The organism is Legionella saoudiensis, assembly GCF_001465875.1.
Lineage (GTDB): Bacteria > Pseudomonadota > Gammaproteobacteria > Legionellales > Legionellaceae > Legionella > Legionella saoudiensis.
In genome coordinates, this window is record NZ_LN901324.1 from 1,406,433 (window position 1) to 1,426,316 (window position 19,884).

Here is a 19,884-nt window from a genome sequence, read left to right on the forward strand (position 1 = left end):
TTTTATTCTCTGTTTATTTATGACAACTTAACCCGTGGGTCAACCAACATATAAGAAAAATCAGTCAATACCAAACCCAAGATATACATAATTGACCCCAGAAATACCATGGCACGTACAATCGCAAAATCCTGTTGCTGAATCGCATCAATGATATAACTCCCCAAACCGGGAATACCAAAAAAAGATTCTAAAATTAAGCTTCCCATAAAAAGCGAAGGAATAATTACTACGATTCCCGTTAAAATCGGCAACATGGCATTTTTTAGTACGTGCTTAAACATTATTTTGCGCTCGGTCAAGCCTTTGGCCCGGGCCGTTTTTACATAATCCTTATTCATTTCCTCTAAAAATAAAGTTCGATACCAACGGCCTCCAGCCCCTAAACTTCCTAATACAGCAACAACCACTGGAAGAATAATAAACTTAAATGCTTGAACTCCCCCATCGTAACCAGAAATAGGTACCAAACGTAGTAACTTTCCAAAAAGATATTGGCCGCCAATAATGTAAAATAAACTGGAAATAGACATTAAAATAATGCAAATAACCACTCCAGTTAGATCCAGATAAGTCCCCCGGAAAAACGCCATCGCCATGGCCAGAACAATATTACTCAGCACATCCAGAAATAAAACCGGTATAGCAATTGCCAAACTAGGCCACATCCTAAAGGTAATATCTTGACTGATATCACGACCCGCATCGGACATGCCAAAATCGAAGGTAAATAAGCGCATCGACTTTTGGAAAAATAAAGTTGCTTCGAGCTTTTCAAACCCAGTTTTCTGCGAGTTAAAAAACAAGGGTAAATCATAACCATGCGCAGCTTTCCAATCGTCAATGACCTGCTGCTGCACATGCTTTTGTCCTAAGTGCATACGGGCAATATCATCGGGAGTATTCACCATGAAAAACAAAATAAAGGTGAGCACATTAATGCCAAAGAGGATGGGAATAGCATAGAAAAATCGGCGCATTACATACTTCATCATAACAAATTGCTCCTCTTAGCGGGCTGTTTTTCTTTATTTGCATAGGCAATAAATAACGGTAAAACCAAAGCCAGAATTAAAACCAGCAATAAACCTAGAGGCCAAAAAATGGGTTGATTCCATGCCAGCCGTAATTGATTACGTTCTTTAACATCAATCGCGACATATTTTAAATTACCTAAAGAAATGGTGTTGGGTTTCGTTGGAGAAACCCAATTGTGCGCTAAAATAAAATTCTCCGTGTTATAACCCCAAGACCAAGGCGCATCACGGCGAACAATTTCTACCATAGCATCGATAAGCTGTTGTCTTGTTGCATCGTTTTTACGATTTCTCATAAGATCAAATAAGCGGTCAAATTCAGGATTGTGGTAATTAGCCGCATTTTCACCTCCATGCTTTACCTTCCCATTTGCTCCATAGAGCTGGAATAAAAAATTTTCCGGGTCAGGATAATCCGCAACCCAGCCCCAGCTAAATATTTGCGCATCTCCGACCCGCATTTTCTCTTGGAACCGATTATATAAAGTTGCCCGTACGTTCAAATCAATCCCAATACTGGCAAATTGTTTGCGCATCCAATCCAGCATGGCTTTATCTTCTGGTCCTCCGGTACTCATGGTATCGTAATGAAGAATGAGTGCTTTTCCAGTTTTCGGATCAATCCCTCCGGGATAGCCTGCCTCAACCATCAATTTTTGTGCATCACTTATTGAACGTCGAACAGCTTCATTATTTTTCCATTCAAAAACGTAAGGATTAATTCCAGCTTTACCTTCCCGGTAACCAAAAATGCCTGGAGGAATTGGACCTTGCGCAGCAACGCCTCGTCCATTATAAAAAATAGCGATACGCTCATCGTCATTTACTGCAATGGAAATTGCTTGCCTTAATTTACGCGCACGTTCACTCGAGCCGCCAACAATACTATCTAGCATATTAAAGCCCAAATAGTACACGCTAGGTTCTTGAGTTTGTGTTAAATACACACCTTTCTGACGCATTTCTGGAGTGAGGGTCGCAGTGCCATGCTTATTAAGATGAATAGCCTGATCAAAGCTGTCGGAACTAATGGTGGAATTATCATAATAACCTTGTAAAAATTTGTTCCATCGTGGAATGGTTTCTTTTTCTAACGTAAACACAATTTTATTGATTAAGGGTAAACGCTCACCAGCATGACGTAAAAATCCTGACTTTTTATCTTCATCAGATCCTATTGTGGGAAAAAATTGCGGATGGAAATTAGGATTTTTTTCTAAAATCATACTGCGATTAGGATTATTCGTGGTCAACATAAAAGGACCGGTACCAATGGGATACCAACTTAAAGATATATTTTTATCACTCATTTCAGGTTGGGAGTAAAATACATTTGCCTCCCAGGGAACAGGTGAGAAAAAAGGCATGGCCAGCCAAAAGAGAAACTGCATGTATTGGCCTTTCAAGGTAATCTCAAAAGTATAATCGTCTAGTTTCCTTACCCCTGCCAAAGGATATTGCCGTAGGTCCGTATAGGCATTTAAACCGGGAAGCGTTTTCCCGTATTCTTTAAAACCAACGATGTATTCGCTCATCAGTCCATAAATAGGTGAACTTATCGCAGGATTAGCCATGCGTTTAATTTGATAAATGTAATCATCAACAATAAGCTCACGTGTTCCGGTGTGTTTAAAATCGGAGAGCTGGTTAATGCGGTGGCGAGCTAAATAATTAGGAGCCAAATGGTGGTATAAATAATGACCATCAGGAGCACGAGCCAATGCGGGATGCGGTTGATAATATATGCCTTTATTAATGTGTAAGGTATATACCGTATAGGCTGGTGCAGTTGGGCTGTTTTCGGGTAACGGTTTACCTTGAGCATCCAAATACCGCGTTTGTGGAAACTGGGTGGTGGTATTGGGTATTAATTGATAAGGTCTAATTAGGTAATCGTATTCTAATAAAGGCTCATAAATTTGTGAGATGAAGAGGTATTCGTTTAGTGAATAGGAAAGTGCTGGATCTAAGGTTTTGGGTTGCTCAGCAAAGGAGGCATAAAAAATAAGTTCATTGGCTTGACTTTGTGGGTAAGGATTGTTAAGGATCCAGGATCGAGCGTAAGCTAGATTGAGGCTATTTAACATCAATATTAGGAACAATCCTGTTCTTAGTGTCATGATACATCCTTACATTTTAAGCAGTTATGGTGAATTTTTTTGTTACCTCGCCCCCTACCTACCCCAAGATTCTATTGTAGGTTGAAAGAGGGCTATGCGTTTACCCCGCTGCAAGCAACTCCAAAAACTGCTCTTCGTCCAAAACCGCAACCCCCAAACTATTTGCCTTATCCAGCTTAGACCCGGCCTCAACTCCGGCAACTACATAATCAGTCTTCGCCGAAACACTACCACTGACCTTTGCCCCTAAAGCCAATAATTTCGCTTTCGCTTCTTCACGCCCCATTGTACTTAAAGTTCCAGTCAAAACTATGGTCTTACCAAAAAATGGGTTTTCCTGGTTAACCTGTTTCTTCTCAATTTTTGGCCAATGAATACCCAGTTCCAATAAACGCTTAATAATTTGCAAGTTATGCTCCTGCGCAAAGAAATGCACCACATAAGAGGCACCCACAGGTCCAATATCATTTAAGCGCATTAACTCTTCTTCCGTAGCAGCAGCAATTGATGGTATATCACCAAAATGTTCCGCTAAAACTCGCGCACTTGCCTCACCAATCTCGCGAATGCCTAAGGCGTATAAGAAACGATTAAAACTTGTTTTTTTACTCGCTTCTAAAGCTTGTATTAAATTATGCGCTGATTTAGAACCCATACGCGGCAGGCGTTCTAAGGTAGCTGCATCAAGCTCATAAAGATCTGATAAATGACGAACGATACCTTCATCAACCAATTGTTCGATTAAGACAGAACCTAGGCCTTCTATGTACATTGCTTTGCGTGAAGCAAAATGCCACATCATGCGTTTTAATTGGGCTTTACAGAATAAGCCACCCACACAACGTGCAACAGCCTCTCCTTCTTCCCGCACCACATCTGAACCACAAACCGGACATTGCTCTGGCAAGTGAATTATTTGCGTATGCTCAGGACGTCGTTCCATAACCACGGAAACAACTTCTGGAATTACATCTCCAGCACGACGAATGATTACGGTATCACCTATGCGGATGTCTTTTCTGGCAATTTCATCCATATTGTGCAAAGTCGCATTACTCACTTTAACGCCAGCCACATTAACAGGTTCTAAGCGTGCTACGGGAGTTAATGCTCCTGTTCGGCCAACCTGAAAATCAACTGCCAATAGCCTAGTCATTTCCTCAGTAGCGGGGAATTTATGGGCGCAAGCAAAACGAGGGGCTCGGGAAATAAATCCTAATTGCTGCTGTAAGGGAATACTGTCTATTTTGTAAACGACCCCATCAATTTCAAAAGGCAGCTGATCCCGTTTTGCTAGAATGTCGTGGTAATACTCCAAACAGCCAGTGATTCCATTTTTGCGTTGGGTTTCTGCTGAAACGCGAAACCCAAATTCTTTTAACAGCTCTAATTGCTGCCAATGAGTATCAGGAAGCTTGTAACCATCGCATGCACCGATACCATAACAATAAATTGCCAATGGGCGATGGGCAGTAATGGCCGGATTTAATTGGCGTAAACTTCCAGCCGCAGCATTACGTGGATTAGCGAATATCTTTTCCCCATTCATTTGCGCTTTTTTATTGTATTCTGCAAATCCCGCTTTGGGCATGTACACTTCGCCACGGACTTCGATAAAACGTGGAGGATTATCCGTTCGCAGCTTTAAAGGCACGGAGGCAATTGTTTTAATATTGGCGGTAATATTTTCGCCTGTAGTCCCATCTCCACGAGTTGCAGCAGACACCAGAATCCCATCTTCATAGGTAAGATTAACTGCCAAACCATCCAGTTTGGGTTCGCAAACAAATATTAACTGTTGATGGGGTTCATCCAGTTTATCCGTAACTCGTTTAATAAAGGCTTGTAATTCTTCTTCAGTAAATACGTTAGAAAGAGACAGCATTGCTTGCCGGTGAGATACTGGCATAAACGCATCAGCAGGAGCACCACCAACACGTTGAGTGGGTGAGTCTGGCGTAAGTAACTGTGGATATTTAGATTCTAAATCCTGTAACGCGCGAAAGCAGCGGTCATATTCAATATCTGGGACTAAGGGCTGATCGAGCACATAATAATGATAATCATATTGCCTAATCTTCTCTCTTAGCTCAGTAATCTGCCTTGCTATTTCATTAATGCTCATACACTATCCGTTATTTTAATTATTGCCCTTAAAATTAATTTAATGGCTGCACATCATTTAAGGATTCAGGCCTTTTTTATCACTCTAAACTGCATCGCAATTAGGCGCTATGGCAGTGTTTTATACGTCATTCTAAAAATGGCTAAATCGGGAAGTAAAACAATTAGTTTATCATTAAAATTTATGCTATAGATACAGGTTCATCGGATATTGAGGCATGATAAAAATGGACTTTCTACGTGTTTTAATTGCTTTTGTATTAGTTGTATTTTCAACATTAATTCAAGCTGATGATAATCCCGGTATTGCCTTTATACACGGTACAGGAGATCACCGTGTAGATGCCTATGGAGATTATTGGAAAGTCGATTTTATTGACCGAGTTACGCAAGGATTAGCAAACCCTGGAAACTATATTGTCACTCATTGTAATTATAATAATTACATGTGGGACGAGGCTGCCGGTGAATGCACCGTAGATCAGTTATTAAATTTTATACACGAGAAAAACATTAGCAGCCTTACGGTTTATACCCATTCCAATGGAGGAAATGTATTACGCTGGATTTTATCCAATCCTACGTACAGTAACCGTTACATGGAGTTAAAAAAATACATTAGAAGAGTAGTGGCTTTAGCTCCATCAAGCACCGGCACGCCTCTTGCTGATTTGGTATTAAGCGGCCATATTATAAGCTCAAGCTTATCCTGGATTTTAGGTTTTAATGGGGATGCCATTAAACAACAACGCGTAGGTGATATGCGCATTTATAATGAAGAATTACTATTAGGTACCAAAGGCCGGCCTTCATTGCCCGTACCTTTTAACCCCGTGATTGGGACCGATGTGGTTGCATCACCTTTATCTTCCGGCAGTTACTGCAATGGCTACCTGCTTAACAGCGGATTAAAAATTACTAAATTATATCTTGATAGATGTTCCGACGGATTTTTAAATTGCAGCTCCCAAGAAGCCGCAGGAGAAATCTGGTTTCGTGATAAAGAACGTCTGGAAAACAATTGGACTTTAAGCCATAACCAGAGCAGACATTCTTGCTTTGGGCTGGATAAAATTCTTATAAGTGCCTTAGCTACGGAAGGAGCTGTACAATGAAAACAACTCATCTTTTTTTAATGTCTGCATTTTGCTTCAGTCAAGCTCATGCATACACATTACCTCAGCATCCTACTAAAGCTTATGAATGCAGTGAGTGTTATAAGTTATCTCATCAAACCTTACGTGCTAGCTGGGCCATAGCGCAAACAACTTTAGAGCATAAAGTTCGCAAAGATCAAAAAAGCTATAGCTATAATCAAGTTATTACTCAAGAGCAATTACGTGAGGGTGTCGCTATATCGACTCGCGCCCCTGGTGCCGTGGTGCGAATTACGCCCCTACAAAAAAAATCTGTGCCCGAACTGGTACTGCAAACACCTCAAAAGCAGCAATTAAGTCTCAAAGATGCCTCTGCATTGTATTCTCAAGATGAAGATTTAGATGAGTCTTTACTTGCCGCAGAGCACCAAACCATGACCCAACTTAAGCCAGATCTAGGCTTTGGTACATTTATTCTCAAAAGCCAAACTAATTCGGTTCATGACGCTAACTCCTACTTAATTAATGTCTTTGATAAGTTTTCACTACTGTATTTAAAAGTGGAGCCAAGCTCCCTGCAATATCAGTATGGCGATGAGTTCTCAGCAACCATTTCCTTAAAAGATTATGACACAAATTACTCTGTAGATGATGTGAATGCCTCTTTAGTAGGCACTAATGATGAATTTATTCCATTAAAGCTGAGTAAAATAAAACGTAATGTATTCCAGGCTAAAACAAAATTAATGTCTGCGTTAAATACACATGGTGATAATTGGTATGTAGAAGCAGAAGTATTTAGTGAACAAGAGGATGGTCATGTACGACGCACTGCACGTAGCGCATTTTCATATTCAATTCCATCAGCAAGCTTAATCGCGCTGAAAAAAATCTCCTCTCATCCTTTAACTTTTGCAGCAACCGTAGAGGTAGCTACTGCAAGCCGCTATGCACTGCAAACCGTACTTTTTAATCAAAACAGTGACGGGCAACTGCTGCCTGTAGAGACAGCCCAAAGCGCTCAGTGGTTAGAACCCGGAACGCAAACCATTAAATTTAGCTTTGACAATTCCAAGCATTTAACAGAGGATACGCTATCCGTTGGTTATTTACATCTTACAGATTACGGTCAATTAAAAACCGTTTATCAATACGATGAGCCAATAAAACTCAGCAAACTTATGGATTAATGCATGGAATTTTTATCGTCGCTTACCCTTCTTGAGGGCATTGCATTGGCAATTGCCCTACAGTTTTTTTTCTTTATTTGGTGCTTGGTTAAGCAAAATCAGCACAAAAAGCTGAGCGCTCAACTTAGCGAAAAGGTTATGGAAACCTTCACCAACCAGCTTCATCAGTTACATCTTGATTTCAATGAAAAAATAGGCCAGGGACAGTTGCTCACCCAACAATTAATTCATGACACAGTACACAAACAAATGACGGACGTACGTGAACAAATGAGCCATAGTTTTAAACAACATGCCAGCTCTCTAACCTCTCATCTGCAAATTCTTACAGAAGAAATTCGCAACCACTTACACAGTCTAACCCAACAGGTTAATCATAAGTTAACCGAAGGGTTTGAGAAAACCTCATCAACATTTATTGATGTAGTAAAAAGATTGACTATTATTGATGAGGCACAAAAAAAAATTACCGAGCTCTCCAGCCATGTGGTTAGTTTACAAGATGTATTGGTTGATAAAAAAGCGCGTGGTGCTTTTGGTGAAGTGCAGCTTTCGGCTTTAATTGGCAATATGATTCCCGCAACTCACTATCAAATGCAATACACCTTGAGCAATCAAAAACGTGCCGATTGTATTTTGTTTTTACCCGAACCGACTGGGAATGTAGTTATTGATGCGAAGTTTCCCTTAGAAACCTACCAACGCCTTATCAATAGTGAAGTAAGTTCCGTTGAACGTAAAACCTTACAACAACAGTTTCGCCAAGATATTCAAAAACACATTAAAGACATTGCAGAGAAATACATCATTCCTACTGAAACCAGTGATGGAGCCATGATGTTCATTCCAGCGGAATCAATTTTCGCCGAAATTCATGCAAACTATCCTGACTTAATTGCCTTATCGCAACGCTTAAAAGTGTGGCTTGTATCTCCCAGTACTTTGATGGCTGTATTAACCACTGCGAAAGCAGTACTTAAAGATGATGCGACCCGCAAGCAAATTCATATCATTCAAAAGCATTTACACGCACTGGCTGATGACTTCCAACGATTTGAAAAGAGAATGGATAAATTGTCCAAGCATATTAATCTGGCACATCAAGATGTGAGCGAAGTAAATACTTCGGCGAAAAAGATTAGCTCTCGCTTTCAAAAGATTGAATCGGTAGACATCAATTTAGAAGAAATTGAATTAATTGAACGGGATGAGATAGCTGAGGAAGCTTAAAGTAAGTAGGCGCCATAAACACCTCCATTAAGTTAATTTGTAGACTGGGCTGTCAGCCCAGCATTGGGCTTAACAAAACGTGTTTGCTGGGCTTGACAGACCAGCCTACTTATTTAAGGTAGAATACCGATATTAGAATAAACCCATCAACAAATTGAACAGTTTATATTCTAACTTCGCAATTTATTTGCTACAATCCCCCTCGATTTTACAACACTGGAGTAAAACATCGTGATCACACTATATAACTATTTCCAATTCGCAAAAACGGCTCTGACCATTGGTCTTCTAGTTGCTGTTGGATTACTGTTTTGGCCGGGTGCTTTAGCCACCGTTGCTAATTTTTCTCTTTTTGGATTATCTATTGCCTCTTATGTTGGCTCCAATGTTCTATATCAAGCTGGTGCTGTAGCTGGCTTAACTTTTGTTGGCTTACATGCCTTGGGGATCACAATCGATGTAGTTGGTGGATTCTTCAGCTTGCTAAAATCCTGCTGCTGTTCTTCCAAAGCACAAGAAACTTATCATCCTGTTTCTCGCACAGCAAGAGAGCCACAATTAAAATCGCAGGAATCGTATCAAGTATTTAATCAGGCAATGCCGCCTTCAAATAGCAACCAGCACGTTGTTCAGCCACAGCAACCGCCTAGTTATCAACCGCTTTATCCTCCTACTTATAACTCTATCTATCCTAAACTGGATGGTACTCAATCAGACGAATATTTAGGATATCCGAAGCTATAGTAGGCGTAACCTGGTTGCTTGCAACCAGGTATTCCAAAGATAAAGGAACCAGATAGGACTCTGGTAGGAAGGCAGAGTAAACAGAATTACTGGTTGCAAAACCAGGCTGCAAATGACCAAGAATTTGATATTTTTTAAGATACAGGAATATGGATACACTACTCTACCAAAGCACACAAACTAAACAAATATGGGGACAACTTCATGGCAGTAGCTTAGCTCTTGCTTTAGCTGAGTATTGCCAAAAAACACCGGGTATCAAACTGCTTATTGCTCAGGATAACCTCAGCGCCAACCAATTACAGTCTGAGTTAGAGTTCTTTTTAAATCCCAAAGAATCAGAGCAAGAACTCTTATTTTTCCCCGACTGGGAAACCTTACCATACGATCAATTTTCTCCACATCAAGATATTATTTCAGAACGGTTATATACCTTAAGTCGTATTCAGCAGGTCAGTAATGCGATCATTATTACTTCTGCCAATACTTTAATGCATCGACTCTGCCCACCGGAGTTTTTAAATCAATATGCCCTAATGCTTAAAAAGGGGCAAAAACTGGATCTGGAAGCGTTCAGAAACCAATTGCAACAGTCAGGTTATCATTGTGTTAATAAAGTATTAGAGCATGGTGAGTTTGCATTACGTGGCTCTATTATTGATGTGTACCCTATGGGTTCTACTCGACCCTTTCGTATTGAGCTATTTGATGACGAAATTGACAGCTTAAGAGAGTTTGATACGGAAACCCAACGTACTATAGAAAAAATTCCTTACATTAACGTATTACCAGCACGCGAATTTCCGCTCAATGAACAAAGTCAAACGCTATTTCGCCGAGCATTTCGGGAGTTATTCCCAGGAAACCCCAGCAACTGTCCTATTTATGAGGCCATCAGTCACGGACAGTTTCCTGCCGGCATTGAATACTATCTACCGCTTTTTTTTGACAAAACGGTTAGCTTTTTTGATTATTTACCCCAAGATGCCAAAATCTGTTTGATTGAAAATATTCAGGATAATGCCGAACAATTTTGGCAAGAATTAACTGGCCGTTATGAACAGCGTCGTTATGATATTAGCCGCCCGATTCTTGAGCCAACGGCCTGTTTTCTTAATCCCATCGAGCTTTTAACCAAAGCAAACGAATACCAACAACTGCGTTTATTCCATGCTGCAAGCAGCAAAAAAGGTGCGGTTACTAATTTTGATATAGCTCCAGCTCCGGAACTGCCCATCGATAGGAAAACGCAAGAGCCTTTAAGCCGCTTACGCGAATACTGTGCAGATACCTCTCGCCGTTATCTTATCGTGGTAGAAAGTGCCGGACGCCGGGAAGTTTTGCTGGATCTACTCAAACCCAGTGGCATACTCCCTAAAGTACAAAATAATTGGCATGATTTTCTTAAAGATACCGCTCCAATTAATATCACTACCGGATCTTTAGTTACAGGTTGTGAATTAACTCAAAGCAATACGGTTTTAATTGTTGAATCCCAATTATTTGGTGAGCAAAGTACTCCTCAACGTCGCAGTACACAAAAAACCGTTGACCCGGATTTAATTATCCGCGATATGGCTGAATTACGTTTAGGTGCACCCGTTGTGCACTTACAATTCGGAGTTGGACGTTATCAGGGATTACAGCATATTGAAACGAATGGTACTGCCAGCGAATTTTTAGTTTTAACTTATGCCGGTGAAGATAAAATTTATGTTCCGGTTACTTCCTTGCATTTAATTAGCCGTTATACCGGAGTAGATAGCGAGCATGCACCATTGCATAAATTGGGTTCAGACCAATGGCAAAAGGAGCGAAAAAAGGCGGCAGAAAAAATTCATGATGTGGCCATTGAGCTGCTCGATCTCTATGCAAAACGAGAAGCGCAACCAGGGCACCAATATGAGGTTAGTCAAGATGAATATGCTCGCTTTGCCAGTGCCTTCCCTTTTACAGAAACAGCAGATCAGCTGCAGGCTATAGAGCAGATCATGAAGGATATGGCTTCACCCAAACCTATGGACCGCTTGATTTGCGGCGATGTAGGTTTTGGTAAAACTGAGGTTGCCATGCGCGCTGCATTTATTGCCGTACAAAATAATAAACAGGTTTGTGTGTTAGTCCCTACGACTTTGCTTGCTGGACAGCATTTTGAATCATTTAGAGATCGTTTTGCTGATTTCGCAGTAAATATTGAATTGCTTTCACGTTTTCGCTCAGCTAAAGAAACAGAGGCAGTACAAGCATCATTAAAATCAGGAAAGGTTGATATTGTTATTGGTACGCATAAACTCTTTCAAAGCTCTATTGCCTTTAAAAATCTAGGTCTATTAATCATTGATGAAGAGCACCGTTTTGGCGTTAAACAAAAAGAGCACATCAAAGCATTACGTACTCATGTTGATATTTTATCAATGACAGCAACCCCTATTCCGAGAACGCTGAACATGGCTATGGCTGGCATTCGCGATATATCGCTGATGACCACGCCCCCAGCCAAGCGTCTAGCTATTAAAACCTTCTGGCAAGAAAAGAAAGATGCCACCATTCGTGAAGCAATTTTGCGTGAAATATTAAGAGGTGGGCAGGTTTTTTTCTTGCATAATAATGTGGAAACCATCGAGCGCATTAGTCAGGATCTCCAAACATTAGTTCCAGAAGCCAAAGTTCGTATTGCTCATGGCCAAATGCGAGAGCGTGAATTAGAACGTGTGATGTCAGAGTTTTATCATCACCGCTTTAACGTATTGGTATGCACGACGATCATTGAGACAGGTATCGACATTCCTACAGCCAATACCATCATTATTGATCGTGCCGATAAATTTGGTTTAGCTCAGTTACACCAATTACGTGGCCGTGTTGGCCGTTCACATCATCAAGCTTATGCTTATCTATTAACGCCAAATGAAAAATCATTAACTTCTGATGCGGTAAAACGCTTGGAAGCAATTGTCTCATTAGAGGACTTAGGTGCAGGCTTTACTTTAGCAACTCATGATTTGGAGATTCGCGGTGCGGGCGAGCTTTTGGGCGCTGAGCAAAGCGGTAATATGCATGCCATCGGCTTTAGCTTATTCATGGAAATGCTCGACAAAGCCGTCAGTGATTTAAAAGCAGGGAAAATTCCTGAACTTTCTGCCCCCATGCACCAAGGCCCGGAAATTGACTTACGAATTAGCGCGATTATTCCTGAGGATTATATTGGAGACATTCATAATCGCCTCATTATGTATAAGCGCATTTCTAATGCCAAAGACAAACAGCAACTGTATGAGCTGCAAATAGAGTTAATTGACCGCTTTGGTTTATTACCTGCGCCGGTGAAGCATTTATTATTAATCACTGAATTAAAATTAAAAGCGCAGCAAATGGGCATTGTAAAAATCAGTGCCAGCGCACAACAAGGGAAATTAGACTTTAATGAAAAACCCTCGATTGACCCAGGAGTATTAATCAGTCTGATTCAAGTGCATGCCAAGCGTTACCAGATGGAAGGCCCACAACGCCTACGTTTTACTTTAGACAGTACACTCCCAGAAGAGCGTATTTTTGAAATTCACAGCTTACTTGACAAATTAATGACATGAAAATAATACATGATTTCTGAGCTAAAAAAGACATTGCTTGGAAGAATAACAATAATACCATGGAAGGCCTTAATCATCTTTGCAGTATTTGGCGCCATACTGATTTTATATTTACATCAAAGTATGGCGCTAAATTTTGCGAAGGCCAGTTTTGCCGTGATCCTACTTGCGGCGTTACTGATGTGGATTTTAAGATTAGTTCCTGAATATATTCCCGCCTTAATTCTCATTTTGGCCTCCATTTTCCTCCATATAGCCCCAGAAAATATTACGCTCTCAGGATACAGTTCCAACAGTTTTTTTCTTGCCACGAGTGTATTTGCTGTTGGCGCCATTATTACTAAATCACGTTTGTTCTATCGTTTATCATTAATTTTATTAATGCATTTACCTTCCAGGCAGTCCTTTTTGCAAAAATTTTTATTCCTTTTTGGTGCCCTTATCACCCCTATTATGAGCGTGCAAAGTTCTCGAGTCGCCTTAATGGCCCCTTTGCTAGATGATATTTTAGAAAGCAGCACCATTAATCCCCGTAGCGATACAGCAAACGCCTTAGCAAATGCAGCCTTTAATGGATGTATTTTATTATCGACGATTTTCCTTACTGGCAAATCAAGCAACTTTCTTGTTTTTGGTTTGTTATCGGAACAAAATCAATGGCAAGGAAATTGGTTAGGCTGGTTATGGGCTGCCTCTTTTCCCGGGGTTTTGCTGGTTATATTATTCTTTTTGATGCAATCTCGCACTTTTAAACCAACGGCACCGTTAAAAATGGATCGTCTTAAATTAAAAAATGAATTTAAAGCTTTAGGCACCCTTTCTTTTGAAGAAGGCATCGCTCTACTCTGCTTAGGCTTTTTTATTCTTGGTTCAGTTATTACCACCTGGACCAATATATCTACCTCATGGACATGCTTAGCCATTTTCATCTTATTGTTCAGTACAGGGGCATTAAATGGAAAAGAATTAGCTTCTAAAATTAACTGGAATTTTTTATTTTATTTTGGCGCCATCATCGGCATCATGCATGCCTTGCAAAACACGGGCTTGGAAGGCTGGGTTCTTGGACATTTTAAATGGTTACAGTATTTAGCAGCAATGAACTATCTTTATTTTATTATGGTAGTTTATGCTATCAGTTGGTTAACCGGTTTGCTATTGGGCACGATGATCGCACCAGCAATTTTATTTACCATCATTATGCCTATTGCAAATCAAAGCTCTATTAGTAATTGGGTTGTTGCTTTTGTCATTTTAGTCGCTACAGAAGCCTGGATTTTTCCTTATCAATCCAGCTATTTTTTATGTTTCGAAGAGTTGTTAAAGCCTAATAATAACTTCCATCTTAATCCTTTGCTTAAATTAAATGCCTGGTTTTCTTTTTTAAAGCTGGGAATCGTTATTGCCTCAATTCCTTTTTGGTATTTTTTTGGATTATTGAGTTAGCACCACTGCACGTCATCCTGAGGAGCTTATGATGAAGGATCTCCTCATTGAGGCTGGATGCTTGTGATAGCCTGGTGCCCCATTCAGGAGTTCCCTCACTGCGTTCGGGATGACGTGATGTAATAGGAAAGAATAGAACGAGGCGAGAGCAAGATAAGGCTCGTGTACTTCATCTACTCCACTGCACGTCATCCTGAGGAGCTTGCGACGAAGGATCTCCTGATTGAGGCTGGATGCTTGTGATAGCCTAGTGCCCCCATTCAGGAGTTCCCTCACTGCGTTCGGGATGACGTGGTTTAATAAGGAAAGAATAAAACGCTCACATTCATATCCCCTACCGCATTCATTCTTCTTTCGCACCCACCTGCCTCGCATATCCTACTCCACCGCACGTCATCCTGAGGAGCTTGCGACGAAGGATCTCCTGATTGAGGCTGGATGCTTGTGATAGCCTAGTGCCCCCCATTCAGGAGTTCCCTCACTGCGTTCGGGATGACGTGATGTAATAGGAAAGAATAAAACGAGGTGAGAGTAAGAGGAGGCTCGTGTACTTCATCTATCCCACTGCACGTCATCCTGAGGAGCTTGCGACGAAGGATCTCCTGATTGAGGCTGGAATACTTGCGATAGTCTGGTGCCCCATTTAGGAGTTCCCTCACTGCGTTCGGGATGACGTGGTGTAATAGGAAAGAATAGAACGAGGTGAGAGTACGAGAAGACTCGTGTACTTCATCTACTCCACTGCACGTCATCCTGAGGAGCTTGCGACGAAGGATCTCCTGATTGAGGCTGGATGCTTGTGATAGCCTAGTGCCCCCATTCAGGAGTTCCCTCACTGCGTTCGGGATGACGTGACGTAAGAGGAAAGAATAAAACGAGGTGAGAGTAAGAGGAGGCTCGTGTACTTGATCTACTCCACCGCACGTCATCCTGAGGAGCTTGCGACGAAGGATCTCCTCATTAAGGCTGGATGCTTGTGATAGCTTGGTGCCCCATTCAGGAGTTCCCTCACTGCGTTCGGATGACGTGACGTAATAGGAAAGAATAAAACGAGGTGAGAGTAAGAAGGGCTCGTGTACTTGATCTATCCCACCGCACGTCATCCTGAGGAGCTTGCGACGAAGGATCTCCTCATTAAGGCTGGATGCTTGTAATAGTCTGGTGCCCCATTAAGAGTTCCATCACTGCGTTCGAGATGACGTGATGTAATAGGAAAGAATAGAACGAGGCGAGAGCAAGATAAGGCTCGTGTACTTCATCTACTCCACTGCACGTCATCCTGAGGAGCTTGCGACGAAGGATCTCCTGATTGAGGCTGGATGCTTGTGATAGCCTAGTGCCCATTCAGGAGCTCCCTCACTGCGTTCGGGATGACGTGACGTAATAAGGAAAGAATAAAACACTCACATTCATATCCACTACCGCATTCACTCCTCTTGCCCACCCACCTGCCTCGCATATCCTACTCCACCGCACGTCATCCTGAGGAAATTGCGACGAAGGATCTCCTGATTGAGGCTGGATGCTTGTGATAGCCTAGTGCCTCATTCAGGAGTTCCCTCACTGCGTTCGGGATGATGGGATTTAATAAGGAAAGAATAAAACGCTCACATTCATATCCTTTACCACATTCATTCCTCTTGCCCATCCACCTGCCTCGCATATCATCGCTCCACCGCACGTCATCCTGAGGAGCTTGCGACGAAGGATCTCCTGATTGAGGCTGGATGCTTATGATAGCCTGGTACCCCATTCAAGAGTTCCCTCACTACGTTCGGGATGACGTGACGTAATAAGAAAAGAATAGAACGGGGCGAGAATAGGATGAGCTTCGTTCGATAAAATGTGAGTGACCCTTAAAATAAACTTTCATACAAATCCTTCCACTCTGGGTTCATTGTGATAATAAGGTTATTTTTCTTTTCGCGGGACCAACCATTGATCTGCTTTTCACGCTTTATCGCAATGATAATATCAGGACAAACTTCATAATATACTAAGCGATTCACATTATATTTATGAGTAAATCCTTTCATTAACCTGTTTTTATGTTCATAAACACGACGAACTAGGTTATTAGTTACCCCCACATAAAGCACATTATTGTATGTATTAGTAAGAAAATAGACATAGGATTCCGTATGCATTTTAAATTCCTAGCGCTTGGACTATTGCTTTTATTAATTTGGAAACACGTCTATGTTAACAAAAAAGGCTGTGCGAAACCATTCCCTGTTTCGTCTAATGAGAGGACTTTTTAAACTTTATAAAGATTCATATCTTCCTTCAAATGCTTTGCAATCTCATCCAGTTCATTGATAAATCTCATGAATTCTTTAATGCTACCAGAGAATAATGCTGTAGTACGATTAATCTCATTCATTCCTTCAACAATCTGCTCTATACCAACTGCTTCTTGGCGAATAGATGCCTCAATATGCTGACTTGAAATAGATGCGTCATTAATCATTTTACTTAAGGCTTGAATAACCTGTCCTGCTTTTTCAATAAGCTTTAAGCCGGAATCCAATGTTTTTTCTCCCTCTACAGTCACAGTAACTGCTTTTTCAGTGGTTCGGCGAATATCTTCGAGAATTTTTTGTACTTGTACTGTAGACTGTTCGGATTGCTCGGCAAGATTGCGTACCTCAGTAGCTACTGCGGCAAAACCCCTTCCAGCCTCACCAGCTTTTGATGCCTCAATCGAAGCATTCAAAGCCAGCATTTTTGATTGTTGTGCCAAGGTATTCACTACAGAGGTAATATCACCAATCTGTTGCGTATGATTACTTAAATCAAGAATAGTTTGCGCAATAAGCTTCATTTTTTCCTCAGAAGCTTTTATACCTAGAATGCTTTGCTCTACCGATTCCGTTCCCAACTTTCCTTGCTCATATGTATTTTTAGCAACTTCTCTTAAGGCTTGTGCCTTAGCCATGGTTTGCTTGGAGCTCTGATCAATTTCCTCTAAAGATGCGCTAATTTCATTAATGGCGGAAGCTTGGGAAATAATGCTTTCTGATTGCTCATTTGCCGAAGAAAAGACGGTTTCAACCATCGCTACAATGTCATTACTTATTTTAGTAATCTTTTTAGTAATAGAAGCCAGTCCATCCGTCATTAAATTTAGATCGTTACCTAAATCTTGTAAAACGTCTTGTTCATCTATTTTCAGACGCTCTCTTAAATCTCCAGCAGCAACCTTACTGCTATGCTCCCTAAACTTTTTCGAAGAGTTAACCAGTTTTTCAAATAAATCCCGAGACTCTTCTTCCTTAATACGAAGACTTTTTTCATTTTTCCTAATTGCTTCTTGCATCACCTTAAGTGATGACAGCAATTTTCCTAATTGATCTTGCGACTGTATGTTAATTTCAATATGACGTTCCCCTGCAGCAATTTGTTCGGCAATGTTAATTGCCTCCTCTACGGGAATAGATATCGCTCTGTGGGTAAAATAAGGAACAATAAGAGTTAATAAAACAGCAAAAATTAATAATCCGTAAGCAAAATGCTCCAAGGCGATTAAATCTAAACTAATTATATTAGTACTATGCTCAACTCCACTTGCCAGTATATTAAAAATACCCCCAACACGTTTTCCCTTTTCAGTGGAGTAAACTCCATCAAGAATAGCTATCATTTCTTTTATGAAAACCTGGGTTGTTGGTCTGATATCCTCTATACTGCTTGTACTACTCGCAGCGCGAGGCGCATTTATGATTGCTGATTGCGCATTATAAAGAGCCACATATAATTCTTGTAATCTATCCCACTCTTTGCGCAATGCCGTATTATCCAAAGCATGGATGGTAGTATCCCATAGAATCCTGGCGCTGTTAATTTCATCCCATAGATGCTGAAAATGTTCTCTGTTTTTAATATCTCCAGTAATTACCCATTCTTCAAGTGTATCTTGAGTTTGTAGAATTTGGCTGTCGAGAATTTGCGGTAAACTTTCATTACCAATTTTTTGATTAAGATAAACAATGGTATGTACTTTAGGGATTAAAAAGACAATTAATAACAATAAAGGTAAGCTCAACGCCATAAATCCAATGAATAAGCGAGCTCGTAGGGAAATTACAAACCCTCTTTTATTTGCATTAGCATTCATGAGCGCCTCTCCTATCCCGCAATATACATTAAATTATATTTTTAGAATACCATTAAAGTAACTTTCATGTAATTGAGAAATATCTTACAGCAAATGGAGCTTCTATCATCCTGACATTTTAGGCTACATATCCTATTCTCTATTTACGAGGAAAGACAAAGGATGTCGTGCAGGGAGTATTAACGCTTCACGGATCGAGGCAGTTCCACAAGGATGTGGCACTTTCTTCCTCGTACCTTCTTAACTACACTCTATATCTTAATGGAGTGGCCTCTCCTACTTCTAGCGCATCTCTATTAAAAATACCTAAGCTCCCCAGATAGTGTGGTGGATTAGTTTTTTGGCGAATATAGGCTTGTAAAGAAATTTGTTTTTCCTGCTCGTTAGTGCAAAGCTCTCTAAAATTAGATTGACCCCGTTCAATCTCCATAATCAATTCGGAGATGCTGTATCCTGAAAATCGCTTCGGACTTTCTACGGCAGTGGGTGATAGGTCATTATTGATTAACAGCTTATTAAGTAATAAAAAAATAAAAGTTCGCCCATTACCATCACCAAAAGGATGATATTGGTGTAAGTCACGGATAAGCGTAGCAATGCATTTCAACTGCTCTTTTGACGTGTTGGCCTGTTGAATCGATTCATGATACTGAGTGAGTAAATTTTCAAGCTCTAATTCTATTTCAGAGTATAACGATTGACGCTCAATGAATAAATGAGGCCAAATCTCGCTCTTAAGATTAGCGAAAATCTCATGTGGGCTAAGCTGCTGCAAATCAATCGCATAGCGCTCATGGTAGTTATTCACTTCTTGCGAATAAGTTAATCTTAACCCATTAGGCGTACCACTTTTTATTTTATCAGTTAACTCCATTAATCCATCAAAAGTGACAGCATCTCCATCGAAGCCAAATAACACATGCGGTTTAAAACCTAAATATTTTTTGTTTTGATCATTATAAGCCATATCATGGAGCTTAAGGATAAAATCACATGTTACCGGCTCATCCATTGTTTCTAGTAAATACAAAAATGCCTTTGAAACTCTTTTTATATAACCAGGTGAATCTTGTTTATCAAAAATGGATGCATCATTATCAATCCAATACTCATAGTCAATTAATAACTTCCAATAGGCTTCGTTAGGAAGCGCTGCGAATACTTCTTCAACATCTATGGTCATAATAAT

At 40.5% G+C, this 19,884-nt stretch carries 12 protein-coding genes; 6 read left to right on the forward strand and 6 right to left on the reverse strand.

The window, feature by feature from the left end; genetic code table 11:
• Positions 1 to 17 precede the first annotated feature (17 nt).
• The 3 genes from BN3124_RS15035 to ligA form a co-directional block, all read right to left on the reverse strand.
• Positions 18 to 995, reverse strand: coding sequence for an ABC transporter permease (locus BN3124_RS15035; RefSeq protein WP_058535577.1), 978 nt, complete (start codon positions 993 to 995; stop codon positions 18 to 20).
• Positions 992 to 3,157, reverse strand: a complete 2,166-nt coding sequence (locus BN3124_RS15040) for an ABC transporter substrate-binding protein (RefSeq protein WP_058535578.1) — start codon at positions 3,155 to 3,157, stop codon at positions 992 to 994. The genes BN3124_RS15035 and BN3124_RS15040 overlap by 4 nt, the downstream gene beginning before the upstream one ends.
• Positions 3,158 to 3,257: 100 nt before the next feature.
• Entirely contained in the window at positions 3,258 to 5,282 is a 2,025-nt protein-coding gene (gene ligA, locus BN3124_RS15045; protein WP_058535579.1) for an NAD-dependent DNA ligase LigA, read from the reverse strand.
• A 226-nt stretch (positions 5,283 to 5,508) separates the two neighbouring features.
• Between ligA and BN3124_RS15050 the strand changes: the two genes are divergently transcribed.
• The 6 genes from BN3124_RS15050 to BN3124_RS15075 all read left to right on the forward strand — a co-directional run bounded on the left by BN3124_RS15050 (position 5,509) and on the right by BN3124_RS15075 (position 14,578).
• A complete protein-coding gene (locus BN3124_RS15050; protein WP_058535580.1) occupies positions 5,509 to 6,396 on the forward strand; it encodes a hypothetical protein in 888 nt (295 codons plus the stop codon).
• On the forward strand, positions 6,393 to 7,568 hold the full coding sequence (locus tag BN3124_RS15055) for a DUF4785 domain-containing protein (protein ID WP_058535581.1): 1,176 nt from the start codon (positions 6,393 to 6,395) through the stop codon (positions 7,566 to 7,568). The genes BN3124_RS15050 and BN3124_RS15055 overlap by 4 nt, the downstream gene beginning before the upstream one ends.
• Before the next feature lie 3 nt (positions 7,569 to 7,571).
• Positions 7,572 to 8,798: a DNA recombination protein RmuC gene (locus BN3124_RS15060; protein ID WP_058535582.1), complete on the forward strand. Its 1,227-nt coding sequence runs from the start codon at positions 7,572 to 7,574 to the stop codon at positions 8,796 to 8,798.
• A gap of 231 nt (positions 8,799 to 9,029) precedes the next feature.
• Complete coding sequence (locus BN3124_RS15065; RefSeq protein WP_058535583.1) at positions 9,030 to 9,542, forward strand: hypothetical protein; 513 nt, start codon at positions 9,030 to 9,032, stop codon at positions 9,540 to 9,542.
• A 149-nt stretch (positions 9,543 to 9,691) separates the two neighbouring features.
• The gene (gene mfd, locus BN3124_RS15070; protein ID WP_058535584.1) at positions 9,692 to 13,132 is read left to right on the forward strand and encodes a transcription-repair coupling factor; all 3,441 of its coding nucleotides are present in this window, start codon (positions 9,692 to 9,694) and stop codon (positions 13,130 to 13,132) included.
• 9 nt (positions 13,133 to 13,141) lie between these two features.
• Positions 13,142 to 14,578 carry an SLC13 family permease gene (locus BN3124_RS15075; RefSeq protein WP_058535585.1) on the forward strand — a complete coding sequence of 479 codons (1,437 nt, stop codon included), beginning with the start codon at positions 13,142 to 13,144 and terminating at the stop codon, positions 14,576 to 14,578.
• Between the two features lie 1,856 nt (positions 14,579 to 16,434).
• Here BN3124_RS15075 and BN3124_RS15085 read toward each other — a convergent pair.
• The 3 genes from BN3124_RS15085 to BN3124_RS15095 all read right to left on the reverse strand — a co-directional run bounded on the left by BN3124_RS15085 (position 16,435) and on the right by BN3124_RS15095 (position 19,878).
• On the reverse strand, positions 16,435 to 16,725 hold the full coding sequence (locus tag BN3124_RS15085) for a GIY-YIG nuclease family protein (RefSeq protein WP_058535587.1): 291 nt from the start codon (positions 16,723 to 16,725) through the stop codon (positions 16,435 to 16,437).
• A gap of 110 nt (positions 16,726 to 16,835) precedes the next feature.
• Complete coding sequence (locus tag BN3124_RS15090; protein ID WP_058535588.1) at positions 16,836 to 18,695, reverse strand: methyl-accepting chemotaxis protein; 1,860 nt, start codon at positions 18,693 to 18,695, stop codon at positions 16,836 to 16,838.
• Positions 18,696 to 18,939: 244 nt separating this feature from the next.
• Positions 18,940 to 19,878 carry a Fic family protein gene (locus BN3124_RS15095; RefSeq protein WP_058535589.1) on the reverse strand — a complete coding sequence of 313 codons (939 nt, stop codon included), beginning with the start codon at positions 19,876 to 19,878 and terminating at the stop codon, positions 18,940 to 18,942.
• Positions 19,879 to 19,884: the final 6 nt, after the last annotated feature.